Genomic DNA, 24,871 nt, shown 5'->3' on the forward strand with positions numbered 1-24,871 from the left:
ACGCTACCGGTTATCCAGCATCAACAGCGCGACCAGCATCAGCACGATCGCAGGTCCCGTCTTCACCAGCGCGCCGAGCGGCTCGATCCAGAGATCGGGCGTCAGGATCGCCGATCCCACCATGTAGCCGAGCGAGGCGATGATGCCTGCGATCAGACCGAACGCCGCGGTGCGGCGGATCGCGATCAGCACTCCAATGCTCATGTCCATCAGGCTGGTCAACACCGTGACCGGCCCGACCAAAGCGGGCGGGAAATGGTGCGCGCTCAGGATGCCGGCGGCGGCGTCATAGGAGATCACCAGCGCGATGAAGCCGGATGCGACCCAGAACAGCACGAGGGTTACGAAGATCAGCGCCTTGACCAGGAACAGCCGCGCGAACCATTTGTCCTGAATGGTCGCGGGGCGCCCGCCGACCGCTTGCGCGATTGTCTTCGGCACGATGCCGGTCGCTTGCATCCAGCCTGCGGGATCGCCGGTGACGCCGCGGCGCAGTTCGGCGATCGCGGTGGAGCGCAGCGGCGGCATCCAGCCGAGCCGGCTCGCGAGATCGCCGAGGCGGGCGCCGAGATCGATCAGGACCGGCGGCGTCGCGATGCGGAGATGCGTTGCCGTACCGAACGACCGGCGGAACTGGGCGATGACGCCGCCGAGCGAGATCGGCTGCTCCTGCATCAGGTCCCATGTCACCGATCGAATCGCTTCATCGGCGACATCGCGCGCCGCAAGCCAGGCGATGGTGGCGGCGATATCCTCGACTGCGACCGGCTGGAACGGCGTCGCCGCCTCCTCGGCCGGCAGATCGACCGGCAGCGCCGCCAGTGCGCGCAGCATGGCGCTGCCGCCATAAGCCGACGGCGCGATGACGAAGCCCGGACGCAGGATCGCATGGGGGATGCCGGATGCCACGATCAGCCGTTCGGCCTCGCGCTTGGTGGTGCTGAAGGCGGTGCGGTCCGCATCGGCTGTGCCGGGAATCGAAATGTGAACGAGACGGATGGCGCGGTGGCTGTCACGGATCGCCTGCAACAGCCGCGCGACGAGGTCGCGATGCACCGCGCTTGTGTCGCTGCCCGGACCATCCTGCAGCACGCCGAGGCAGTTCACCACGATGTCGACCTCGTGCGTGCGAAGCAGCTGCGTCAGCGCCGCGGCATCCATCGACATGACGGGCAGCTCGATGTCGGCTGCGCTCATCTTTTGCGCCGGCGTGAAATGCCGCGCGATGCCGATCACGTGAAAGCCGCGCGCCCTCAGATCGTCGGTGACGGCGCGCCCGATCAGTCCCGACGCGCCGAGCACGAGGATGTTATGTGATGCGTCGTCACTCATGAGGCCCCAGACTATTTGGCGTCATTCCGGGGCGCGAAGCGAACCCGGAATCTCGAGATACCCCGATGCGCAATTGCGCATCTGCGGTTCGATGCTTCGCATCGCCCCGGAATGCCGACACTGCTCTAAAATGGTTTCGCGATCATCAGCCAGAGGATGATCATCACGGAGCCGAAACCGGGAATACCGAACAGGAACCAGCGGCGAAACAGCGCAAAATAACGCGGCGGCAGCGGAAGACCTTTTTCGACGGCCGCCTGCGCGAGATTGCGCATCTCGATCTGCATGAAGACGACGGGAACCCAAAACACGCCGGCCAGCACATAGAGCGCAAGCGAAACCACGAGCCAGCGCGCGGTGATGCTCGTTGCCGACAACAGCATCAGCAGTCCGCCGCTCACCGGCTGAAGCAGCATGGCACTCAGCGTGAAGATCATGTCCGCGATCACGACGGTCGCCGCCGTGCGCGCGATGAACGCCGCATCCTGCGTGCGATGCGCCGCCAGCATGAAGAAGGCGATGCCGGTCCCGGTGCCCAGGATCACGATGGCGCCGAGTACGTGCAGATATTTGATCAGGAAGTAGAGCGTCATCGCAGTCCGCTCGTAATCAGGCCAACTTCGGCGCGCACAAATACCGCCGCTGCCATAGGCCGGGCGGGCGCGAAAATCCACTGCGGCGGCGCAGGCGTGGCGCGGTCGGAGTACCTACATCGCGTCTGGATTCGCTCGCAGAATCCTGGCCGCGAATCAGCCCCCGAATGAGCTTTTTCCAACTATGGCAGTGTCATACTGCGCTCGCGATACACGCTTTGCACAGCTCCGGATCGGCGGTTGGCCGCTTGAACTCCGGCAAGTGTCCTCTTTCGGAACAAGTTCTCACGACACTGATGCAAAAAATCCACAGATTAACCGATAATTAACGATGGACCTTGAAGGCGGCCCGCCGACTTGCTTTGATTACACCCATGAGCACAACGCTAATCGAGGTCCGGCCGGCCAAAGCTGCAGACGCGGCGGCGGTGGCGTCTACCCATGACGAAGCCTGGCGCTCGGCGTATCAGGGAATCATCCCCGGCGCCGAACTCGAAAAGCTGATCAATCGCCGCGGCCCGCAGTGGTGGGACAGCGCCATCCGCAAGGGCAGCCGCGTCAGCGTGCTGGTGTTCGGCGACCGGATCGCAGGCTACGCCAATTACGGCCGCAACCGCGCCCGCAGCCTGCATTTCGAAGGCGAGATCTACGAGCTCTATCTGCGGCCGGAATTCCAGGGGCTTGGCTTCGGCCGGCGCCTGTTCGCCTCCGCTCGCCGCGACCTGATGCAGAGCGGCCTCAAGAGCATGGTGATCTGGGCACTCTCCGACAACGAGCCGGCGACCGAGTTTTACCGTGCGCTGGGCGGCCGGATGGTGGCGCGCTCCTCGGAGCGGTTCGGGCCCAAGTCGCTCGACAAGGTCGCTTTCGCCTGGGCCAACTGAAAATCCTGCTTCTCTCGCAGCTGCAGCAAGGCTAAACCAGCCTCCAGCGCTGCGCGCGTCGGCCAGCCCGGCCTCAAGGCCGGGCCGGGAGCCGTTTCGCGGCCCGGCGGCGCCAACCAAAAAATCACATCGTTCTCAACTTCCAGAGGCCACGCGGAGCAATCCATGCGTATCGACGCCATATCGATCGGAAAAAATCCGCCCCACGACGTCAACGTCATCATCGAGGTTGCCGTCGGCGGCGAGCCAATCAAGTACGAAATGGACAAGGAAGCCGGCACGCTCGTGGTGGACCGCTTCCTCTACACGCCGATGCGCTATCCCGGCAATTACGGCTTCATCCCGCACACGCTGTCCGGCGACGGCGATCCCTGCGACGTGCTGATCGTCAACACCCGCGCGATCGTGCCGGGCGCGGTGATGAGCGTCCGCGTCGTCGGCGTGCTGCTGATGGAGGACGAGGCCGGCGGCGACGAGAAGATCATCGCGGTGCCGTCATCGAAGCTGACCCAGCGCTACGACAAGGTGCAGAACTACAGCGACCTGCCCGACATCACGCTGCAGCAGATCCAGCACTTCTTCGAGCACTACAAGGACCTCGAGAAGGGCAAGTGGGTGAAGGTGCTGCGCTGGGGCGACGCCGACGAAGCCCGCAGGCTGATCCTCGAAGGCATCGAGCGCGCGAAGAAGAAGTGACGGCGCAGCCGTCATTCCCGGGCCGATTTCGTCATTGCGAGCCACCCGGTCGGCGCAAAGCGCCGCCGGATGACAGGCTCCGCGAAGCAATCCATGCCACCGCACATGCGGGACGATGGATTGCTTCGTCGCTTCGCTCCTCGCAATGACGGTGGAAGTAGTTTGCCCTTAACTCACACCGCCGGTGCCGCCAGGCCGGCAATCGCACAGGCGGCGCGCAGCGTGTTGACCAGGAGGCACGCCACCGTCATCTGCCCGACGCCGCCGGGCACCGGCGTGATTGCGCCGGCGACATTGAGCGCTTCCTGGAACGCGACATCGCCGACCAGTTTCGGCTTGCCGCCGGGCACCGGGATACGGTTGATGCCGACGTCGATCACGGTCGCGCCCCGCTTCAGCCAGTCGCCCCGCACCATCTCGGGCCGGCCGACCGCGGCATAGACCAGATCGGCCTGGGCGCAGAGCTTCGGCAGATCGCGCGAGCGCGAATGCGCGATCGTCACCGTCGCGTTCTCGTTCAGCAGCAATTGCACCAGCGGACGGCCGACCAGATTGGAGCGGCCGATCACGATCGCGTTCATGCCTTCGAGCGAGGCGTGCACGCTCTTGGTCAGGATGATGCAGCCGAGCGGCGTGCAGGGAGACAGCGCGGCCAAGCCCCCGGCGAGCCGGCCGGCATTGTTGGGGTGCAGGCCATCGACGTCCTTGGCCGGATCGATCGCGTTGATGATGGTCTCGGTGTGCAGCGATTTCGGCAGCGGCAGCTGCACCAGGATGCCATGCACCATGGGATCGCGGTTGAGCCGCGCGATCAGCGCCAGCAGATCGGCCTGCGACACATCATCCGGCAGCTTGTGCTCGAACGAGGCCATGCCGGCGGCCTGGGTCTGGGTGTGCTTGCTGCGGACATAGACCTCGCTCGCGGGATCATGGCCGACCAGCACGACGGCGAGCCCCGGCGTGAGCTGGTGGTCGCGCTTGACGCGGGCGACCTCGTCGGCGACGCGGGCGCGAAGCTCGGCGGCGATGGCTTTTCCGTCGATGATGCGGGCAGTCATGTCAGTCCCTTGTCTGCTGATTCGGCTTGGCCGCAGTCAGCTTCCTCAATGTATCGCCGAGCCCTTTCGGATCGCCGTCCACCGCGACCTGCTTGAGCCGCGAGGTGGCGCCGGACAACAGCTTCACCCTGGCTTTCGGCACGCCGAGCGCCTTGGCCAGCAGCTCAGTCACCGCACGGTTGGCCTCGCCGCCCTCGGCGATGGCGCGTACCCGCACCTTCACCACCGAACGGCCGTTGGCCAGCGTCTCGATCCCGTCGATGTCGTCGCGGCCGCCGCGCGGCGTCACGCGCAACGCGATGCTGATGCCCTCGGTGGAATAGCGCCACGGATCCATCAAGGCCCCGTCGAGAAAGGGTCAGATCACGTTGGGATAGATGTAATAGGCGATCACCCGCTGGATGAACATGATGATCAGGATCACGATGATCGGCGAGATATCGAGCCCGCCCAGATTCGGCATCACGTTGCGGATCGGCCGCAGCACCGGCTCGGTGATCCGGTAGAGGAACTCGGCCACCGCGGAAACGAACTGGTTGCGCGTGTTGACCACATTGAAGGCGACCAGCCAGGACAGGATGGCGGAGGCGATCAGCAGCCAGACATAGAGGTCGAGGATGATGATGACGATGTCGAGAACAGCGCGCATATGAGGGGGGCTCGCGGGTAAGACAACCGATTGAGGCGCAACGAGACCGGACTGAGCCGCCATCGCGCTTCTTGTTTTGGCCAGGATCGTTTCGGAAAACCGCTATGCGCTGGGCGCTCGCGCGGTCCGCCGGGTCGGGATCACGCCCTAGATATCGGTTCATCCCCCCGCAAACAAGGGAACTGCCGGCCAGCGGGCCCGAAAACCGCTGTTTCACTGTTCTTGACTTGGCCTTGGGCGGGACTGTAAATGGCGCCCGACTGACGGCCGGGATACTCAGCAACACCCGGCCGCGAAGGGGCCATAGCTCAGCTGGGAGAGCGCGTCGTTCGCAATGACGAGGTCGGCGGTTCGATCCCGCCTGGCTCCACCAGCCTTCGCTCGCTTCGCGAGCTTCGGCTCGGCAAGCCCGGATAGTCCATCGTAGCGATGCGAGCGAAGGCTGCCGCGGCGTAGCCCGAAGGGCGAAGCCGGGCTGGTGTTATGAACTCCGACCCAACCCCCTCCCCCTCACGTCCCCGTAAACCGTGGCGGCCGCTTCTCCACAAAGCTCGCGACGCCTTCCCTGAAATCATTGCCCTTCAGCGCGATCTGCATCTCGCGGTTGGCATCGATGGTGGCTTCGGCGAGCGTCTGGAACGGCACGTCGTAGACCTGGCGCTTGATCACAGCGATCGCGCTCGGCGAGACGAAATCGGCGAGGTCGCGGGCATAGGCATAGGTCTCCTCGCGCAGCTTCTCCGGCGCGGAGAGCCGGTTGACGAGGCCGATGCGCAGCGCCTCCTCGGCCGACACCCGCCGCGCCGACATCAACAGATCGAGCGCGTTGGCGTGGCCGACGATCCGCGGCAGCATCCAGCTGATGCCGTGTTCGGCGATCAGGCCGCGCCGCGCGAAGGCGGTGGTGAACACCGCGGTGTCGGCGGCGAAGCGCAAATCGCAATAGAGCGCGTGAACCAGGCCGATGCCGGCGGTGGCGCCGTTGAGCATCGCGATCACGGGCTTCCTGATCGCGGGATAGTAGGCGTAGCGCGTCTGCCAATCGGCGCGGCGGTTCATGTCGAACGGGATGTTCTCGCCGCGCCTGACCTCGTTGGGATCGATTCCCTTCAGCGCGTCCATGTCGGCGCCGGCGCAGAAGCCGCGGCCCGCGCCGGTCAGCACGATGACGCGAACGTTGTCGTCGTTGGCCGCCGCTTCCATCGCGTGGCGCACGTCGCGCTCCATGATCGCGGTCCACGCATTCATGCGATCGGGGCGATTGAGCGTGATGGTCGCGATCCTGTCGCTGACCTCATAGAGGATGTGCTCGTAGCTCACGGCGATCTCCCTGTGCCTTGTTGTTGTTGAGACGCGCGGCGATGCGGCCTGCGCGCGGCGGCCGACAGTAACACATTCACCAGAATGAAAAGCCGACGCGAAATTCCGCGTGGCGGCTATTCCGCGGCCTGCAGCAACTGCCGCTGCGGCACGCGCGCGATCCAGCCGTCGATGAAATGCTTCAGCCACGCGCGCTCGGCGGCATCGTGCACAGCACGCTCGGCGAAGTGCAGATGGCCCGGTTGGGCGCCCGGCGAATCCATCCGTGCGCAACCGTGCGTGGTCCAGCGATGCATCATCGCGTAGGTCACGTCGGGATGGAATTGCAGGCCGAAGGCATTGCCGAACTGAAACGCCTGCACCGGAAAATCATCGCCCGCCGCGAGCAGGTCGGCGCCGGCGGGCAATTGAAATCCCTCGCCGTGCCAATGATAGACCCGCGCCGGCCAGTCGGGGCAGAGCGCGCGGCCCGCCTCGGTCGGCCTGACCGGATAATAGCCGACCTCGACACGGCCTTGCGGATGCGGCGCGACCTCGGCGCCGAGCTGCCGCGCCAGCATCTGCGCGCCGAGGCAGATGCCCAGGAACGGGCGCTGCTCGCGCAGCGGAACGGCGATCCAATCGATCTCGCGCCGCACATAGTCGTCGCCATCATTGGCGCTCATCGGACCGCCGAAGACCACCGCGCCGGCATGCGCGTCGAGCGTTTCGGGCAGCGCGTCGCCGAAGCGCGGGCGACGGATGTCGAGGCGGTAGCCCAGCGCGCGCAGGGCGTTGCCGATCCGGCCGGGAGTCGATGTCTCCTGATGCAGCACGATCAGCACCGGCCGCAACGAGACCTGATCCAAGATCTGATCCCTGGGCGTGACCGCGGCTGGCCTTCGGCTGGCGAAGGGCACCACGACACGGCTCTGGTCAGTCCGGAACGACATTGCCTCTGCTTAAAGTTTCGGCACGTAAGGCGCGATCATAGCTAAGTGGTCGTTAACATCGTGTGAGTTTGCGCACACCCAGGCGAAGCAAATCGCGGGCCAGAAAACAGCCTTAACGGCGAGTGGGGCGCGTTTCAGGGACAGCTAGCGCTTGCGGAGCTGAAATCCGCCGACCGCCGTCAGGATGAAGGAGCGCGGAAACAGCCGGAGCAGGAACGGCACCAGCTTGATGAAGGCGCCAGGCAGCACCGCGCGCTTGTTGGCCATCAACCCGCTATAGGCCTGGCGGGCCACCTCTTCCGGCGAAACGTTGAGGATGGCGGAATCGAAGCCGGGGGCAAACCCGGCGCGATCCTGAAACTCCGATGGTACCGGGCCCGGGCAACACACGGTGACACGCACGCCCTGCGGCGCCAGCTCACAGCGCAACGCCTCGGAAAACGACAGCACATAGGCCTTGCTGGCGTAGTACACGGCCATGCCGGGGCCCGGCAGAAATCCGGCGATCGAGCCGAGATTGAGGATGCCGCCGCGGTTGCGGATCAGCTGGTCGGCAAAGCGCAGCGTCAGATCGGTCAGCGCGCGGATGTTGACGTTGATGATGTTGAGCTGCTCGGCACGGTCGCGCTCGATGGCGCGGCCGAACAGACCGAAGCCGGCATTATTGACGAGAAATTCGACCTCAACCCCGGCGTCGGTCAGGGCCTGCGCGATCCGGTCGCCCGCATCGGCGTGCTGGAGATCACAGGGGATCACAATCGGCGCTGCGCTGCCCTTGGCCCCGAGCTCGTCGGCAAGCGCCTTCAGGCGGTCGGCGCGCCGCGCCACCAGCGCCACACGGTGACCATTCGATGCAAATACGCGCGCCAGTTCGGTACCTATGCCCGCCGATGCCCCGGTTATCAGCGTCACACGCTCGGTCACGTTTCAAACTCTTACTGCAAATTCTAGTGAGGTCCCCAACAAGGCGACGAGAGCATAGGGATGCGGTGGGACGCAAGCCGTGTGTAAGCTTGTGGACAGTGGCGAGGCACTGGTTTCGTGATGAAACGCCAGATTTTCAGTCGGATCGACCATAATCGCGGCGGACATTAAAATTTCGTCATCCCTGGCGCCGATGACGATGCCTCCGCCGGCGCAGGCGATCGCGTCAGATTGCGGCGTCCGCCGTGCCCCAGGGGCCCTTTGGCAGCGCCGCCTGCTTCTCGGCCACCCGATGCTTGAGATCGATGCGGTCGCGCGAGGAAATGCCGAGCAGATCGGCGGCGCGCCAGACCACATTGTCCTCGAACTCGCTGACCTGACCGTCGGCATAGACCAGCTCCCACATCATCTCGACGATGCGCAGCCGTCCCTCCTCGTTGACCGAGCGCATGATCACACTGGTAAAGTGATAGAGATCGACGGCCTCGCCCTCGACGCGCATGGCAGAGGCGATCAGCTTGTCGGCCGCGCCGCGATCGAGTTGGAAACGGCTCTCGATCAGGCCGTGCAGCTTGCGCGTCTCGGCAGGCGTCGGCTCGCCGTCCAGCGAGACGACATGCACCAGCAGCGCGGTTGCCGCCAGGCGATAGTCGCCGTCATCGAAGGTGCGGTCGGCCTGGGCGTCGGGGGAAACGATATCGGCAATGAATTGGCGAAGTCCGTCGAGCATCGTTCTCTCTGTGGAATGAAGTCTGCCTGATTTGAGCGCGATCTATCCGGCTATCAAGTTTTTCCGGATCCCGCTCCGTTGAAATCTATATGGCGTGGAAACAGAACCGGTGCAATCCGCGCAGGTTCCCGCTGCGACATTACGTTTCGGCAAGCATTACGTTTCAGCAATATGACTACGGTATCTCGTACACCACGAGCTTGTCGGCAATGCCACGCAGCGCCGCTTCCTTCTGGATCGGCTTGATCGCGGCGCGATCGAGGATGCCCGCGACCTCAGCCGATTCCATCACCGGCTGGGTCAAATGGATTTCCTGCGACGTCGACAGGCTCTGCACCCTGGCTGCGATATTCACGGTCTGGCCGAAATAATCCTGCCGCTCGTTGAGCGTCACCGCAAGGCACGGCCCCTCATGGATGCCGATCTTGACGATCAGATCTTCCTTGCCGCGCGCGGTGTTGAGCTGCTTCATCGCCGCCCGCATGCGCAGGCCCGCCGACAATGCATGCTCTGGCCGGATGAAGGTCGCCATCACGGCGTCGCCGATCGTCTTCACGACGGCGCCGTGCTCGGAAGCGATGATCTCGAGCAGCGCGTGGAAATGCGCGCGCACCAGATCGAATGCGGCGAGATCTCCGACCCGTTCATAGAGCGCAGTCGAGCCTTTGAGGTCGGTGAACAGGAAGGTGAGCGCGGTGATCTTCAGCCGCTGGTCGACCGTGAGGTTGTCGGCCTTGAACACATCGCGGAAGGTCTGGTTCGACAGCATCCGCTTCGCGGTGAGGATCGGCTTGCGCTTGCCGAGCAGCTCATGCAGCGCATCGGCCGCTACCCAAACAGCGGGCAGCACGCGGGTGTCGGTTTGGTTGTCCAGCGACAGCCGGAGCGGCCCCGGTCGCAGCACCGTGGTGCCGGTCGGCGCCTGCAGCTTGTTGAACACGATCGAGAATTGCTGGCGCTCGGTGGTCGGCTCGCCCTGCACGTCGAAGAAATGCGCCGAGTGCGTCACCGGCTCGAACACGATCAGAAACTGCTTCGGCAATTGCAGCGACAGCAGCGCCTTTTCGCCGGCCGGCAATTCCAGCGATTCCAGCGTCACCTCCTTGAGCAGGCGCTCCAGCGAATCTTCGTTGAGCTCGATACCCGAGCTCCAGAACATCTGACGGACATATTCCCAGATCGGTAGCGTGTTCGGATCATGCGCGCCGATGCGGCGCACGCGCGGGCTGACGGTGAAGGCGACCTCGACCAGATCGTCGACGGACGCCTCGTAACCGGCCGCGCACAGCGCGCAATTGTAGTCGTCATGGCGCAACGACTTCAGCGTCGAATGCGCATCGAGCACGCCGCCGCAGCCCGGGCACAGCACATTCCAGCTCATGTCGAACAGGCCGAGCCGCGACGCATGCAGGAAGCCGGAAATCACCTTCTCCTGGTCGAGCCCGGTGCGGCTCGAGAAATCCAGCAGATTGATGCGATTGAGATCCCTATCATGACCGTCCGCGATCAGCTGCTGCATGGCATCGACGACGGCCGGATCGGTCGTCTGCCTGAGGACTGCGAAATGGGCCTGCGTATCGCTCATGGTGAGCCCCTAGATGAGCATTGGGACACCGCCGCGCAAGGTCAGCGCGGCTTGATCGTAAACACCGGCGAGCGGTTCGGCTGTGTCGTCACCACGCCGATCGGCAGCACCGGATCCTTGTCCGCCAGCGCTACGCGGAATGCGCCGACAATCTTCGCAAGCGCGAGCGTCGCCTCGACCAGCGCAAAATGCGCGCCGATGCAGACCCGCGCGCCGACCCCGAACGGCAGATAGGCGAACCGATCGGGCGGCGTTCCCGTCATGAAACGCGACGGCACGAACGCGTTCGGATCGCGCCACAGCTTCTCATGCCGGTGCAACAGCCACGGCGCAATCAGGATTACGTCACCCTTCCTGACCGGACGGCCCGCGATGGTATCGGGACCGCCTGCGGCACGCGCGATCAGGAACGCCGGCGGATAAAGCCGCATGGTTTCGTCGATCACCGCGCGGGTGAATTTCAGCCGCTCGATGTCGAGCGCGCCAGACGTCGCCGCACTCGTGACTTCTGCCACCAGCTGTTCCTGCGTTAAGGGATCGAGTGCCAGCAGATAGAGCGCCCAGAACAGCGCGGTCGCGGTCGTCTCGTGGCCGGCCAGGATCATGGTGGCGACCTGGTCGCCGAGTTGGGCATCGGTGAAGGCCTCGCCGGTTTCAGGATCGCGCGCGGCGCCCATCAGGTCGAACAGGTCCCGCGCCGGCGCATTGTCATCCTTGCCGGCCGCACGTCGCTCGGCCATCAGCATGCCGACGAACGCGGTCCAGCGCTTGCGGAAACGGGCGCGCCGGAAATCCTGCGGCGTCGGCCAGTTCAACGGCAGCACCAGATCGAGCATGTGCGGCCGCGCCAGCGTATCGCCATACTCCATCACGAAGTCGCGCAGCGCGGCGCCGTGGCGATCCATGCCGAACGAGAACATGGTGCGGCCGGCGATCTCCAGCGTCATCCGCTGCATCGCCTCGCGCAGATCGACCGGGCCGCCGCTGGCGGAGTTCAGCTTGGCGATGGTCTCGTCGACCGCCGCAATCATGTAAGGCACCAGCGTCGTCACCGCGCGCGGCGTGAACGCCGGCGCCAGCGTGCGGCGCTGGTGTTTCCATGCACGCCCTTCGGCGATCAATAGCCCCTCGCCGAGCATCGGACGCAGCACGCGAAGGCCGGCCGGCGTGCGGGTGTAATTCTCGTAATTGTCGACCAGCACATGGCGGATCGCATCCGGCGTGTTGAGGATGAAGCTCGAGTGGCCGAGAAAACGGCCCTGGACAATGTCGTCCTCATAGGCGCGCTGGCCCCAGGTCTCGATCGGCGAGTTGCGCATCACCCGCATGCGCTGGAACGCGCCCATATCGTCCGGCGCGCGCGGCGGGGCCGGCGGGACCAGGGGCCGCCGCGTGACCGTGATATCGTAGACCTCGGCTATGCTCATGGTCCTCGCTTCCTGCCTCACGCGACGGCCGATCCGGCCATGCGATCCCGGCGCCAAGAAGGCGCGCGGACCCTGCACAAGACCTAATAAGTCAGCTCGGCGACCGCAATCCGATTTTCCGATGCCGGCCAGGCCCGCATCATAATGCGCTCCCCGTTGAAGATCGCGGCGACCGGACGGCCGACGTCGGCCGCGGCCAGCCGCAGCGTCGTCACCGAATCGGTCGGCACGCCGGGTTTTACATCGGCGGGCTCCTTGCCGTCGAACAGCACGATGTCGCGCGGCAGGCCGAAATAGCCGCGCGGCCGCGACATCAGCACGACCGCGCCTGCGCCGGCATCGGCCGGCCCCAGCGGCCGCGCCGCGCGCAGATGCACGATCTCGGACGAGCGCGGAAACGGCGAGCGATAGATGTGCGTCGTCGCCGTACCAGGTGACGTCAGCACGAATTCGAGCGGCCACGACGGGTCGACCTGCGCCGGACCCCAGCGACCGTCGGCGCCGGTCTGCGAGCTGTGCAGCGGGCCGCCGATGCGCTCACCAGTCTCCGCCGCGACATGATAGATGTCGACCGTGGCGCCCGGCACCGGCCGGTTGGTCGGCACGCCGCCGGGCGTACCCGTGACGAGGCCGCTCAGCCTCACCGCCGTCTCCGGCACGATCTCGATCCGCGACGGCTCGTGCCTTGCGATGAATTTGTAGATCTCGCGAAAGGCCCGCGGATGAAAGGCGGTCTCGCGATGATCGACCGCGCCGAGCACCAGATTGGTCGCGCCTTTCAGCGCTGGCCCTTCCGCCGTGACGTTGGTCGGCGTGCCCGGCTTGCCGACGAAGCGGCCGTCGGCTTGCGCATATTTATCGAGGCCATCGCTGCGCAGCGTCAGGAACAGGGTGCCAACAGTCACTTCGCTGTCGCCATCGTTCAGTCCGCGCAGGAACGGACCACGCCCGTTGAATTCGTTGCCGAGCCCGTCGTCCCACGCATACACACCGTGATTGGGCGTGCCGCACAGCACCGCGTGGCTGATGTCGCCGCCGCCGCCATTCTTGATGTAATTGCGGATCGCATTGCCGCCGCGCGAACTGCCGACCAGCGCGACCCGCGGCGCGCCGGTCTTCTGCTTCAGCTCCCTGATCGCCTCGGCGAGCTCGCGGCGCTGGTCCTCGGTCGAGGAGCGGCCCGCCTGCTCGATCTTGTCGTCACCGCGCGCCAACGGATCGGTGAAATTGATCGCCGCCATGCGCTCGCGCGGCACGCCGTTCGATTCCATCCGCCAGCACGTCGTCATCCAAAGCGCGGCGTGATCGCCATTGCCGTGCACGAACAGGATCGGCGGGGTGTCACCGGCAGGCGCCGGCTGACCCAAGGCCGGGGCGCCAAGGCGGCCGGCCAGCAGGGACAGGGCGCCGGCCCCTTGCAATATTCTCCGCCGCGACAGCGCCATTGGCCTTCTTCCCCCGACCTTCCCTTGACCTGCCCTTGGCCTTCCTCAGGTCTTTCAGTGCTTTAGCTGTGCCCTGTCCACGCCAAGGATGCCGTAATCGCTGGACAGGACACGCGTTTCGCGGGCATCAGTTGGTGCAGCCGGAATCGTCCAACAAACCATAGCAGGCCAACCGGAACCGGATATGACCGAACCGCGTGATCGCTCCGACAGTATCACTGCACCGTTGCGGCATTCAATCTTCAGGCGAATCTGGCTCGCGAGCCTGCTCTCCAATCTCGGCATCCTGATCCAGGGCGTCGGCGCGGCCTGGGCGATGACGCAGATGACCGCGGAGGCCGACAAGGTCGCGCTGGTGCAGACCGCCTTGATGTTGCCGGTGATGCTGATCTCGATGCCGGCCGGAGCGATCGCCGACATGCACGACCGCCGCATCGTCGCGCTCGTGTCGCTGGCGATTGCGCTGACCGGCGCCACCATCCTGACCGTGCTGGCCTGGCTCAATCTGGTGACGCCGAACATCCTGCTCGCGCTGTGCTTCGTGGTCGGCAGCGGCATGGCGCTGTTCGGCCCGGCCTGGCAGTCCTCGGTCAGCGAGCAGGTGCCGCCGGAGACGCTGCCCGCGGCGGTCGCGCTGAACGGCATCAGCTACAACATCGCGCGCAGCTTTGGTCCGGCGATCGGCGGCATCGTGGTGGCGTCCGCGGGCGCCGTCGCCGCCTTCGCCGCCAATGCCGTGCTGTACCTGCCGCTGCTCGTCGTGCTGTTCCTGTGGAATCGCGTCAGCGAGCCGTCGCGCCTGCCGCGCGAGCGGCTGAACCGCGCCATCGTCTCCGGCGTGCGCTACATCACCAATTCGCCGTCGATCAAGATCGTGCTGACCCGCACCATGGTGACCGGCATCATCGGCGGCTCGGTCTCGGCGCTGATGCCCCTGGTGGCGCGTGATCTGTTGCATGGCGGCGCGCAAACCTACGGCATCATGCTCGGCGCCTTCGGCATGGGCGCGGTGATCGGCGCGCTCAACATCAGCGAGATCCGCAGCCGGCTCAGCGGCGAAGCCGCCATACGGGTCTGCGCTTTGACGATGGGCGCGGCGATCGCCGCGGTTGCCGTGAGCAAGCAGCCGGTGATCACCGCCGCCGCGCTGGTGGTTGCCGGAGCGGTGTGGATGCTGGCGATCGCGCTGTTCAATATCGGCGTGCAGCTCTCCGCACCGCGCTGGGTCGCGGGACGTTCGCTGGCGGCCTTCCAGGCCGCGATCGCCGGCGGTATCGCGATCGGCAGCTGGTGCTGGGGCCGCATCACGGACGTCGGCGGCGTCGAGATGGCGCTGTTGATCTCCGCCGGTCTGATGCTGCTGTCGCCGCTGCTCGGCATCTGGCTCAGGATGCCGCCGATCGGCGCACGCAACGAGGACGCGACCGATGCGCTGGCCGATCCCGAGGTGCGGCTGCAACTGAGCGGGCGCAGCGGCCCGCTGGTGGTCGAGATCGAATACCGGGTGGCGCAGGACAACGCCCGCGCGTTCCACAATGTGATGCAGGACGTGCAGCTCAGCCGCCAGCGCAACGGCGCCTATGGCTGGTCGATCGCGCGCGACATCGCCGATCCCGAATTGTGGACCGAGCGCTATCATTGCCCGACCTGGCTCGATTTCCTGCGCCAGCGCAACCGCGCCACGCAGATCGAGCGCGAACTGCATCAGAAGGCGGCCGACTTCCACATCGGCGCCGAGCCGATCCGCGTGCGCCGGATGCTGGAGCGTCCGTTCGGATCGGTGCGCTGGAAGGACGAGACCCCCGACCGCGCCGCCAAGGAGGTGATCCCGGTGGTCGCGACCGCAGCGGGAAGCAGTACGTAGTCTCTCCATTGTCGTTCCGAAGCGCGCGAATAGCGCGAACCCGGAATCTGGAGATTATTAGCTCGAGATTCCCGGTTCATCGCTCCGCGATGCCCCGGAATGACAGTTGATGGGTCTACTGCCCGTGATCGGCGAGCGTCTGCTGGCAGGCCTTGCTGAGGCGGCTGCGATGCTCCTTTAGGCACGCCAATACGACCTGATCGCCCTCGCTGAGATGGGCGCGGCAGAACCGCGAGGCATCGCGTGAGCAGGCATCGCGCCCCTGCTGCTGCGCCGGGGCGGCCGACGTCAACAAAACCAGCGGAACGACGGCGAACAGAAATCGGGTCATCTCTCAAAGCCTCTCAAGCGTTTCCGCGCGAAGGGGTGCGGTTCGCGTGAAGAAAACGCGTCAAATAAGGAATCCGGAGCCCCGTTCCGATTTCATCGCAGCGGAAGCGGCTCCAGGGAATGCGACGCCGGTTCTATAGCGTTTCCGTGCCGCAAAGAAGCTTGAAACCGACTGTGACGGTCATCACGCATGGTAACGCCCGCTTTTTCTTGTCCTTCCGGCGCCTTGTTGGGATCGCGTTAAGACCTTGTTGGCATTAATCGCTCGTTACGGCTGTGGCGTATCCTTAAGTTCCGAGAGAGTGTGTAGCGATGCGTAGTGCGTTGGGCCTGATGCTGGCCAGTGTTGTAACGGCGATCGTGATCGCCGGCGTGTGGTTCTGGACCTCCTCGCCGCGTGCCGACGCGGCTCCTCCGCAAACCACGGCTGCGGCCAAGGCCGATCCGATGCCTGCGGCGGCAAAACAGGCCGCCAGGGACGATGTCGAGACGACCGCCGCGCTGTCGAAGCGCGCCGATGCCACCCAGGCCGCGGCACCGGCCGCCACTCCTGCCCCGGCGCCGGCGCCGGCGCCCGTCGCGGCCGCGCCCAAATGCGCCAACCCCGACGCGCTCGGCATCAGCCGCACCGTCGTGGTCGACACCAATGGCGGCCCGGGCTTCGGTTTCCTGCAGTACAAGCAGTATGACTTCCTGACCGACAAGGAGGTCGTGCTGACCTTCGACGACGGTCCGTGGCCGACCACGCCGGCCGTGCTCAAGGCGCTGGCTGACGAATGCACCAAGGCGGTGTTCTTCCCGATCGGCCTGCACACCACCTATCACCCGGACATCCTGCGCCAGGTCGCCGCCGCCGGCCACACCATCGGCGCCCATACCTGGTCGCATGCGCATCTCGCCAGCAAGAAGCTGACCGAGCAGCAGGCCAAGGACGAGATCGAGAAGGGTTTTAGCGCGGTGAAGCTGGCGCTGGGTGCCAACCCGGCACCGTTCTTCCGCTTCCCGGCGCTGGCGCACACCCCGGCGACAACCGCCTATCTCGGCACCCGCAACATTGCGATGTTCTCGGTCGACGTCGACTCCAACGACTTCAAGTCCAAGAGCGCGGACGAGGTGATCAACAACGTGATGACCAAGCTCGACAAGGAGCACAAGGGCATCATCCTGATGCACGACCTGCAGAAGCACACCGCGCAGGCGCTGCCGACGCTGCTCCGCAAGCTCAAGGCCGGCGGCTACAAGGTGGTCTGGATGAAGGCCAAGACCCAGCTCGAGACGCTGCCGGAATACGACGCGATGATGGCGAAGACCGAGAAGCCGATCGCAACGGGCCGGCCGATCGGCAACGTCGTGCAGACGGTCGCCGAGTAACGCCGCAGACGCACTCTCAACGTAAAGCGCCCCTGGATCCGATCCAGGGGCGCTTTCGCTTTCTGAGCCACCTTGTGCTGGTCCGACACGGCCGGACGACGTTGAACGCCCATGTGCCTTCGAGAGTGGCACCATCGCGCCCGGTGGCTGCGGCTCAACCAAAATATCGAAAACAACCCCATGCAAAGGAGCTGGCAGATGCCGTCTCCAGACTGACCGTTTGAGGGCTGGTGCGCCGCACCAAGTGAAGACGAGAACTATCTTTACTCCATAGCCCTCTGGAGCCCTCCTTTTGCAAGACGGCGAAGGCTTGAGCCCTCGACGCAGCATCTACCGGCTTGTTTCCATTCGTGGTTCGGATCGGGAGCACCGGAACGTTGACCGGGTTGCTCGATTGTGCCGGCCAGGCGCATCCTCACCTTCGCCCCGGCGCGGGCGCAGCGGGTGTTCGGATCGGCCGAGATGAATTGTCCGGTCTCACGCTCGCATCACATGAAACCTCCAACCATCTTCGGAAACGCCGATGCGATCGGATAGAGTTCAGATCGAGCCAGCCGGCGCAACGGCGGGAAAATCCTGCTCGGGATCGAACGCGTTATTGAAAAAGTTCGTCAGGGAGTACATGGCCACTAGCGCGACGATCTCCATGACGTTCGCATCCGTGTAGCCAGCGTCCCGGACGGCTTTCATATCGGCGTCACCGACCTTGCCGCGGGTTGTGATGACTTTGCGCGCAAACTGGAGAGCGGCGTCCCGCTTCGGATCACTGGCATGACCCTTCCGAGCGAGAATGATTTCGTTAGCCGGCAGCTTGGCCATATGCTCGGCCGTAAAGCTGTGAACCGTCAGGCAGTAGTTGCACCCATTCACTTCGGAGACAGCGAGGCCGATGCTGTCACGTGTCTTCACGTCAAGCGCCTTGCTCAAAGAGCTGAGCAGTGTAGCCCATGCGTTGAACGCGATCGGGCTCAGCGCGAAGGTCGTCATCATATTCGGAGTGAACCCGATGTTCTTGGTGAATCCATCGAGAGTCGGTTTCGAAGCTGCCGGCACCTGAGCCGGTGTTGGCAATGCAGTTCGAGCCATCAGTAATCTCCGTAGATCGTATTATACCAGGTCCAGCACATCGGCCACCGGACGGCGCGGCTTCTGCGCCCAGTTTCCCGGACGCTCCGGCCCCACGGCCAACAGCAGGACCGGCACTTCGTCCTTCGCCAATCCGAACTCGCGGTGCACCGGTTCGGCATCGAAACCGATCATCGGCGTCGAACCCAGGCCTAGCAAGCGGGCCGCATAGATGATCGCTGCCGCGCCGAAGGAGGCGGTTCGTAGCGCTTCATCGCGCTGACGCTGTGGGTACTCCATGTATAGATTGCGCGCCGGGATCTCCCATTCCGGCACCATCTTCGCCGGCATGACGCCCGATTCTACCAGCGGCGCCAGGCGCTCCGGTATTACGCTGGAATCGGCCAACTGGCCGCAGACGATGAAGGTAACGGCTGCGTCGGCGATCGCGGGTTGATTCCAGGCCATCGGACTCAACCGGGCTTTGGCTTCAGGCGTGCGCACGGCGATGAAGCGCCAGTTCTGCATGTGGAAGGATGTCGGTGCGGCGGTGCCGATTCGCACGAGCTCTCGGATTTGGTCGTCGCTCAGGGTGGCGGCAGGGTCGTAATACTTGGTGGAGCTGCGGCTCAGGATACATTCGATAACAGCGTTGGTCATGGTTGGTCCTGTGAGTGAAGTGATAGGTTGAGGCACGAGAGTGCTTTCACTCTCGTTGAGAGCCGGCCGGCCGCATTCATCGATAGGCGCGCGCCGCTCACGGACGAGGGCAAATGATCGTCTTCCCGCTGGTCCGCTCGGTCGGGTTGAAGGCAGCAACGGCATCGTCGAGGGCAACCACGCTGCCGATGTTTGTCCGCACTCGTCCGTCACGCGCCCGCCGGACAATCTCACTCAACTGGGCGCGATCGGGTTCGACGACGAAGTCTATCGTCCGGCCGTCAGCGGGGCGTGCCTCAGTCGGACCGGCGATGGTCACCAGCGTTCCTCCGGCTCGAATCACGCGCGCGGACCGCTTCGCGATGTCGCCGCCAAGGACATCGAACACCAGATCGACTCCGCCGACATCTTCCAGAGTGTCGTTGTCGAGGTCGACGAACTCCTGTGCGCCGAAGTCGAGAGCCGTCTGACGGCCGGCAGCGCGTCCGGTACCGATGACGTAAGCACCAGCCTCACGTGCGAGCTGGGTTGCCATCGAACCGACGACGCCGGCGGCACCGTGCACGAGAACGCTCTGCCCCGCCCGAAGCTGGCCGTGATCGAACAGCCCCTGCCACGCGGTAAGGCCTGGCATCACGAGGGCCGCGCCCACCGTGAAATCGACATCGCCCGGCAGCGGCGCGAGGTTGCGCGCCTCGATGGCCACATACTCCGCCAAGGTGCCGTCGCGATACCAGTCCGCGAGACCGAATACCCGCTGTCCAACCGACAGCCCCGCCGTGCCATAGCCGAGGGCGCTGACCACTCCAGCCAACTCGTGGCCGGGGATCGACGGTGTTCGGTCACGCTCGCGGCGATCGGTCCAAGTCGGGGGCCACGTCAGCTCATCCCGGGTGAATCCCGCCGCATGAATCTCAACGACGACGTCGTTTATCGCGGCCTGCGGCTCGGGCCGCTCCACCAGCTTCATTCCGGCCGTTCCCGCCGCTTGGTCCGTCACAACGATTGCCTTCATCGTGCACCTGCCTGAGTGTGGCAGCTCATCATCTTCCGAACTCCTTTTCAGACGAGCGAAAACCGGAAGGCGAAACTCGATGGCTCCAATGACCTTGGATATTGAATCGATGCCATCGACGCGGCGCATTTCCTAAAGCGACGTTGCCACTGGTCCCGGCGCGATGAAACCCGCGGCGGGCGTTCCTGGACGCGCGGACACGCATTCTGGACTCCAGAGCTCGCCAACGCCGAGGATCAGTGCGCCGAGTGTGCGCGAATCTGGCGAGGGAACGGGAAAGAGCCCGGTTGGGGCGCAGCGTCGGGCATGCACGAGCCCACGCGGCTTGCTTTCGGCCTTTGCTGTTTCCAGTTTTTTCTTCGGTCGGGCAGCGAGTTCAGTCAACGCTGATAGCCCGACGAACAGTTTCAGTCGATGAGCGGAGTCGCTATTGGCACGCCCATCCAGATCGCACACTTGACGGGAGAGATGCCTCGGAGGCGGTATTTGGCTCAAGTGCCCTTATCACGCCCAGCGTTCTTCACGCGCAGCCGGTACTCGCTAGGATCAACGTTGTAGGCTTTGCGGAATGCTCGCACGAAACTTGACCGGCTTTCGTAGCCGGCGTTGTAGGCCACAACATCGACCGGGGCTGATGTCGTCGTGAGATCGAGCGCCGCCTGCCGCATCCTGAGATCCCGAAGGATGGCCATCGGCGAACGGCCAAAGATCTCCGAGAACTTCGCCATGAATGCCGACCGGCTCAGACCCGCGCTATGCGCAAGGCTCTGAACCGTGTGAGCGGCCCCCGGACGCGCCACCATATCGGCGAATGCACGCGTGATCTGCCGATCCGCGAGAATCGAAAACCGATCAGTCCAGCTGCGGGAGGACTTCATCGACCGCCTCACCAGGGCGATGATGACCTGCTTTAGCAGGGACGCCGTCATGGCGCCCATACCGATTTCCTGCACGCAAAGCTCCTCGACCGCTTCGCGAAGCTTCAGGTCGATCTTGTCCGTCGGCTCGAACTTCTCGACCACGGGCTCGCGCAATTCGCGAAACAACCCGACGGATTGTCCGAAGGATGCGTTGAAGAAGCCGCAGATCTGGATGATCTCGGGCTGCTCGGTCGGTGTTGCGATACGCAACACGCTGTCATGCTGCTTCCAGCAATCGCGGGAGATGAGCCTCTTCGGGCCGCTGGTTCCGTCGACTTCGATTACGAACGGGGTGCTCGGAGGCTTGATGATGAGGAGATGGGGTTCGAGCGACATCCAAGGCCCATCGCCGATCGAAATTCGTCCCCTGCCACTAATGGTGTAATGGACCGCCGGTGCATCGATCGTCCCCATCTCGACGCGATGGCCTGATGGAATCAGCAATTCGGTGAGCGCGACGACATCGATCTCAAGTGCCCGCATGAGGTTGTTGAGATCGGCGGTGGCGAGCTTCGAGGCAGAGACGGCGATCCGCGAATCTGGCCGCTCGCCCTGTCCGCTTCCGGCCCGCGATTTGGCCGTGTTTTGCATAGCAACCTGCTTACAAGATCAACCCATGAATCCGCTAGGCGAATCATGCCTTCATCCTGGAACTGGATTTTAGGGCACGCTGAAAGGAGCCTTGGCGTGGTCCAGTCGGATTGTTGGAACTTGGTCCTATCGGTGGACCCGTATCGCTGTAGTTTTTGCGCCTTGAGATAGGGTCTCGGCGCAACGCCGCGCCCGTACACGCCAGCATCCACAGCACCAGCTCGTGTGCTGCGCCTCCGACGATGATCCGGGAATAGATTCGTCGGTCTGGCCCTCTCTTGCACGATGCCCGAACCCTGGAGAGCTCTGTGAGTGCATTCGAACAAGGCCGCGTACGGTCGGGCGACGATGGCTTGGCGAATGCGGCCGCCGAAAAGCTGCGTTCCATGATCCCTGCGGCTGGAGCGATGGCCTATCCGTTCCTGCTCGATGCATTTCACCTCGCGGTCTCTCCCGCTGCTGGTCCGATGTCGTTTGGGCGACTGGCCCTGGCGGCGCTTTGCCTGTTGGCCGCGACCGCCGCGCCCTTGCTGGGTCTTGCCTGCGCGTACTGGATGACCAAGGCCGAGCCTTCGTCGTTCGAGCTGCGCGCCCGGCGGCTCGCCTATCTCAGCATCGCTGCGCCGCCCTTGTTCGTACTGACCGGCGTCGGTCTCGGACTGCTGCACATCCCGGTCAGCGACGAACTCGTCTGGGTCGCGGGCTGGGCGGCCGCGTGCCTGTATGTGCTGCTCGGCGGTGAGCAAGAGGGCCCGGCAGGATCAGCCGCGATTGCGCCATCGATCGCCAAATGGCGCGTGACGCACGGCGTCGCCGCGGCGGTCATCCTGCTCTACGTCGCGTTTCACCTCACCAATCATCTGCTGGGTTGGCTCGGACCCGAGGTTCATGCCGCCGTGATGAAGATGGGGCGCACGGTCTATCGATCGTCCCTCGTCGAACCCATCCTCGTCGGCCTGATGCTGTTCCAGGTCGCCGTCGGGATGCGGCTCGCCTGGCGCTGGAGCTTCGGCGCCTGCGGATGCCTACCGCGTGTTTCAGATCGGCTCCGGCATTTATCTCGCGGCGTTCATCGTCACCCATCTGAACTCCGCATTGGTTTCGGCGCGGGCCGTGCACCACATCGACACCAACTGGGCCTGGGCGTCGGGCGCACCGACCGGCCTGATCCACGACGCCTGGAGCATCCGCCTGGTGCCGCACTACGCACTCGGCGTGTTCTTCGTGCTCGCCCATCTCGCATCGGGATTGCGCGGCGTCCTGATCGCCCACGGCGTCGCTACCACGGCCGCCAACCGGATCTGGGTAACCGTCCTCGCCGCCGGCGCGCTGGTCGCGGTCGCGATCATGAGCGGATTGTGCGGGGTGAGGATTTACTAATCGCGCCGAAGCGTCGCGCCCGTGAGCACGCGACACGCATTTGCCGGGGTGATGTTGTTGGTCTCCCAAGCTCGTTTTTGACGACGCTCCTCGGCAGCTAAACTTGCAACTAGCTACCTGTTTGCCAAGCGACCGACGCTGTGGCGCTGTCGAGCGCGCAGATTAGAAACGCCTGAGATTTAGAACACTACGAAAGAGTATGAGCGCGATGGCTCAGCGTCGCAATTCGCGATTAGATCGGCGACATCTATTCTACTCGGCAGCTTGCGTCGCCGCGCTCAGAGCTTTGCGAACTTCTTCAGGCAGCAGGCCAAGCTTGGAAAAAAAGCTTTGGTTTCGCAGCTCTGCGTCTCTAAATACCTTGCCGTAACTTAATACTCGAATTGAGGCTTTGTGATTGGGGGAGAATCCATAGTACCCGAGTCCGTCTGGTGTTGGATGTTGGGCTACGCTACGCTGGAATTTTTTCCTCGCGCCCACACTTAGGTCACACACTACAATACACTCAAACGGAGTATGATCGCTTATATCGGATATGACTTCACCTTCTACGTCTCTCACAGTGTGGCTTCGCAGTTTTTCGATATACTCCAGCACTTGATCCACAGGATCACTCGAAAGCGCTTCGTCACCTGAGCGGACGTCAATTTTCGACTCAAGGTATTCGACGACATCAATATCACGCCGACCAAATGTCACGTTTAGCCGGGGCATACTCCCTGCAATAAAAAACGGAAAGAAGTGGTGACAAATATGCCGCGTAAGCGTTGCGCGGCTGTCCTCAGACGTGCCGCTGCGCTTTCGTAGAACGCGACCTTGCGAGATCCGCTTCCGCTTAATTGGCAAGCGAGCGCGGGGATGTGCGCCCTTTAGGTAGTATTCTCGGCGTTTTTGGTAGTAGGTGCCGCTAGTGCCTACAGGCTGTATCCAAATGGCTCCTGGGTCGCACGCGATGCAGCCCCTCGGGAAGAAGCGATGTGCGTTACGAACGAACGCGTCGAATAGCGCATCGGGGATGTGACAGTTAAGGTGCGCGTTCGGTCTTGGGGTCGCAGTTGTTGGGCGTTCCCGCACCCAAGTGCACGTCAGGCCACCGGCGCCGTGCTTACGCAGAAAGCGGCCAGCCGCCTTGCGCCAAGCCCGGAGCAGTTCGCCGTGCACATCATCGCGCGCGGTGGTTCGGGACCAATTTATATCGACGGCGGTATTGAGTCCTCGGCCAATTGAGGCCGCAAAATCCTGGGCGTCGAGAAGATTGCGCGCGTTGCAACCCTTGATGCAATCCGACCAGCCCTTCCGTCGTCCGAAAGACATTGCCCCACCTACGCGATTCAGCCTGCCACGGGGCGGTCGAATCAGTGGTGCCAGTATGTGGGTAGGTAGGCTTATAAGGATAGAGTGAGGCTTCGGATGAAGAACGGGCCGCGAACAGTCCAACATATTGATGGATAAATCAGAATTCTGCCCCGTGAGAACACAACAAAAACTTCGCTGTTCCAGTTTGTGACGAGTTGGATACCGCAAAATCCGGTTTCGTTCGCGTAGGCGCTAGGCATCTATTCGGGCGGGAAACGCAATCTCTGCCGCGCACGTCACCGAAGCACGTTCACCACCTGCTTGCTCGGCACGACAAGATACACGTATACGATTTCACTTTGAAAAGACTGGTGCCGCAAGAGGGACTCGAACCCCCGACCCCGTCATTACGAATGACGTGCTCTACCAACTGAGCTATTGCGGCGAACCGTTCGGCAACGGCCGGATCACGCGGCCACCTGATATCGGGCATGACCCCGATTGGCAAGGACAACGCGGGTATCGAACCATAGGGCCGTTATCTAACCGCGAATTAGCTTCCCAAACGTGACAGAAATCCGCGCCAACCGCCCACCTGGGCCTTGGGCGGGCCGATTTGTTCCGCAAATTCGTCCACCGGGCCGTCCTCGTCGACCCCGGGATCGTCGGGGGCCCGGATGATCGGGATTACGGCCGGAATGGGCGCAGGCGCCGCCTTGGGCAGGTCAGCCCTCGACCGGAACAGGGGGGCGGGTGCCGGGGGCGCCGATTCGGCGGCCGGCGCGGGAGCTGGTTCCAGAGCGG

The 24,871-nt window shown here is 64.0% G+C and carries 23 protein-coding genes, 2 tRNA genes and 1 pseudogene; 6 read left to right on the plus strand and 20 right to left on the minus strand.

The genetic code is table 11. The features are described 5' to 3' along the window. Positions 1-3 precede the first annotated feature (3 nt). A complete protein-coding gene (locus I6F38_RS31435) occupies positions 4-1,332 on the minus strand; it encodes an SDR family oxidoreductase (protein ID WP_225163144.1) in 1,329 nt (442 codons plus the stop codon). 125 nt (positions 1,333-1,457) lie between these two features. After that, positions 1,458-1,925 (minus strand): DUF2269 domain-containing protein, encoded by a 468-nt coding sequence (locus tag I6F38_RS31440; protein WP_225163145.1) that lies wholly within the window; start codon positions 1,923-1,925, stop codon positions 1,458-1,460. Between the two features lie 374 nt (positions 1,926-2,299). Between I6F38_RS31440 and I6F38_RS31445 the strand changes: the two genes are divergently transcribed. Both I6F38_RS31445 and ppa read left to right on the plus strand, forming a co-directional pair. Beyond that, the gene (locus I6F38_RS31445; RefSeq protein WP_016847248.1) at positions 2,300-2,809 is read left to right on the plus strand and encodes a GNAT family N-acetyltransferase; all 510 of its coding nucleotides are present in this window, start codon (positions 2,300-2,302) and stop codon (positions 2,807-2,809) included. 165 nt (positions 2,810-2,974) lie between these two features. After that, a complete protein-coding gene (gene ppa, locus I6F38_RS31450; RefSeq protein ID WP_028337382.1) occupies positions 2,975-3,505 on the plus strand; it encodes an inorganic diphosphatase in 531 nt (176 codons plus the stop codon). Between the two features lie 173 nt (positions 3,506-3,678). Here ppa and folD read toward each other — a convergent pair whose 3' ends face one another. The 3 genes from folD to I6F38_RS31465 are packed head-to-tail and all read right to left on the minus strand — an operon-like array spanning position 3,679 to position 5,212. Continuing rightward, complete coding sequence (folD, locus tag I6F38_RS31455; RefSeq protein ID WP_225163146.1) at positions 3,679-4,563, minus strand: bifunctional methylenetetrahydrofolate dehydrogenase/methenyltetrahydrofolate cyclohydrolase FolD; 885 nt, start codon at positions 4,561-4,563, stop codon at positions 3,679-3,681. A gap of 1 nt (position 4,564) precedes the next feature. Beyond that, complete coding sequence (locus I6F38_RS31460; protein WP_016847251.1) at positions 4,565-4,900, minus strand: DUF167 domain-containing protein; 336 nt, start codon at positions 4,898-4,900, stop codon at positions 4,565-4,567. 21 nt (positions 4,901-4,921) lie between these two features. After that, positions 4,922-5,212: a YggT family protein gene (locus I6F38_RS31465; RefSeq protein WP_016847252.1), complete on the minus strand. Its 291-nt coding sequence runs from the start codon at positions 5,210-5,212 to the stop codon at positions 4,922-4,924. Between the two features lie 297 nt (positions 5,213-5,509). Between I6F38_RS31465 and I6F38_RS31470 the strand changes: the two genes are divergently transcribed. Beyond that, a tRNA-Ala gene (locus tag I6F38_RS31470) sits at positions 5,510-5,585 on the plus strand. Positions 5,586-5,722: 137 nt separating this feature from the next. Here the strand turns inward: I6F38_RS31470 and I6F38_RS31475 are convergent. From I6F38_RS31475 to I6F38_RS31505, 7 genes are all read right to left on the minus strand, one after another. Next, complete coding sequence (locus tag I6F38_RS31475) at positions 5,723-6,532, minus strand: enoyl-CoA hydratase (RefSeq protein WP_225163147.1); 810 nt, start codon at positions 6,530-6,532, stop codon at positions 5,723-5,725. Positions 6,533-6,648: 116 nt separating this feature from the next. Continuing rightward, a complete protein-coding gene (locus tag I6F38_RS31480; RefSeq protein WP_225163148.1) occupies positions 6,649-7,464 on the minus strand; it encodes a glutamine amidotransferase in 816 nt (271 codons plus the stop codon). A 144-nt stretch (positions 7,465-7,608) separates the two neighbouring features. Beyond that, positions 7,609-8,388: an SDR family oxidoreductase gene (locus I6F38_RS31485; RefSeq protein WP_225163149.1), complete on the minus strand. Its 780-nt coding sequence runs from the start codon at positions 8,386-8,388 to the stop codon at positions 7,609-7,611. Between the two features lie 226 nt (positions 8,389-8,614). Continuing rightward, entirely contained in the window at positions 8,615-9,118 is a 504-nt protein-coding gene (locus I6F38_RS31490) for a TerB family tellurite resistance protein (protein ID WP_016847256.1), read from the minus strand. Positions 9,119-9,293: 175 nt separating this feature from the next. Continuing rightward, on the minus strand, positions 9,294-10,703 hold the full coding sequence (locus I6F38_RS31495; protein ID WP_076834983.1) for an adenylate/guanylate cyclase domain-containing protein: 1,410 nt from the start codon (positions 10,701-10,703) through the stop codon (positions 9,294-9,296). Between the two features lie 41 nt (positions 10,704-10,744). Further along, positions 10,745-12,130: a cytochrome P450 gene (locus I6F38_RS31500; RefSeq protein ID WP_225163150.1), complete on the minus strand. Its 1,386-nt coding sequence runs from the start codon at positions 12,128-12,130 to the stop codon at positions 10,745-10,747. Positions 12,131-12,213: 83 nt separating this feature from the next. Continuing rightward, entirely contained in the window at positions 12,214-13,575 is a 1,362-nt protein-coding gene (locus tag I6F38_RS31505; RefSeq protein WP_225163151.1) for a hydrolase, read from the minus strand. 184 nt (positions 13,576-13,759) lie between these two features. On the opposite strand from I6F38_RS31505, the gene I6F38_RS31510 reads away from it, so the two are divergent. Then, entirely contained in the window at positions 13,760-15,439 is a 1,680-nt protein-coding gene (locus tag I6F38_RS31510; RefSeq protein ID WP_092087790.1) for an MFS transporter, read from the plus strand. Between the two features lie 115 nt (positions 15,440-15,554). Here the strand turns inward: I6F38_RS31510 and I6F38_RS31515 are convergent, their stop codons facing one another. Then, a complete protein-coding gene (locus I6F38_RS31515) occupies positions 15,555-15,770 on the minus strand; it encodes a cysteine rich repeat-containing protein (RefSeq protein ID WP_057021318.1) in 216 nt (71 codons plus the stop codon). Positions 15,771-16,081: 311 nt separating this feature from the next. Between I6F38_RS31515 and I6F38_RS31520 the strand changes: the two genes are divergently transcribed. After that, the gene (locus tag I6F38_RS31520) at positions 16,082-17,140 is read left to right on the plus strand and encodes a polysaccharide deacetylase family protein (protein ID WP_076834987.1); all 1,059 of its coding nucleotides are present in this window, start codon (positions 16,082-16,084) and stop codon (positions 17,138-17,140) included. Between the two features lie 540 nt (positions 17,141-17,680). On the opposite strand, the gene I6F38_RS31525 is transcribed toward I6F38_RS31520, so the two are convergent. From I6F38_RS31525 to I6F38_RS31540, 4 genes are all read right to left on the minus strand, one after another. Next, positions 17,681-18,226 carry a peroxidase-related enzyme gene (locus tag I6F38_RS31525; protein WP_225163152.1) on the minus strand — a complete coding sequence of 182 codons (546 nt, stop codon included), beginning with the start codon at positions 18,224-18,226 and terminating at the stop codon, positions 17,681-17,683. Between the two features lie 21 nt (positions 18,227-18,247). Continuing rightward, positions 18,248-18,865, minus strand: a complete 618-nt coding sequence (locus I6F38_RS31530) for a nitroreductase family protein (RefSeq protein ID WP_225163153.1) — start codon at positions 18,863-18,865, stop codon at positions 18,248-18,250. Between the two features lie 97 nt (positions 18,866-18,962). Then, positions 18,963-19,880: an NADP-dependent oxidoreductase gene (locus tag I6F38_RS31535; RefSeq protein ID WP_225163154.1), complete on the minus strand. Its 918-nt coding sequence runs from the start codon at positions 19,878-19,880 to the stop codon at positions 18,963-18,965. 491 nt (positions 19,881-20,371) lie between these two features. After that, positions 20,372-21,391, minus strand: coding sequence for a helix-turn-helix transcriptional regulator (locus I6F38_RS31540; RefSeq protein ID WP_225163155.1), 1,020 nt, complete (start codon positions 21,389-21,391; stop codon positions 20,372-20,374). A gap of 308 nt (positions 21,392-21,699) precedes the next feature. Here I6F38_RS31540 and I6F38_RS31545 point away from each other — a divergent pair, with 308 nt between their 5' ends. After that, on the plus strand, positions 21,700-22,872 hold the full coding sequence (locus I6F38_RS31545) for a hypothetical protein (RefSeq protein WP_225163156.1): 1,173 nt from the start codon (positions 21,700-21,702) through the stop codon (positions 22,870-22,872). A 151-nt stretch (positions 22,873-23,023) separates the two neighbouring features. Here the strand turns inward: I6F38_RS31545 and I6F38_RS31550 are convergent, their stop codons facing one another. The 3 genes and pseudogenes from I6F38_RS31550 to I6F38_RS31560 form a co-directional block, all read right to left on the minus strand. Beyond that, complete coding sequence (locus I6F38_RS31550) at positions 23,024-23,485, minus strand: hypothetical protein (protein WP_225163157.1); 462 nt, start codon at positions 23,483-23,485, stop codon at positions 23,024-23,026. Between the two features lie 951 nt (positions 23,486-24,436). Beyond that, positions 24,437-24,512 (minus strand) — tRNA-Thr (locus I6F38_RS31555). 108 nt (positions 24,513-24,620) lie between these two features. Further along, positions 24,621-24,871, minus strand: a pseudogene (locus I6F38_RS31560) (hypothetical protein); the annotation flags it as partial.

Source organism: Bradyrhizobium sp. BRP56, assembly GCF_020194035.1.
GTDB lineage: Bacteria > Pseudomonadota > Alphaproteobacteria > Rhizobiales > Xanthobacteraceae > Bradyrhizobium > Bradyrhizobium australafricanum.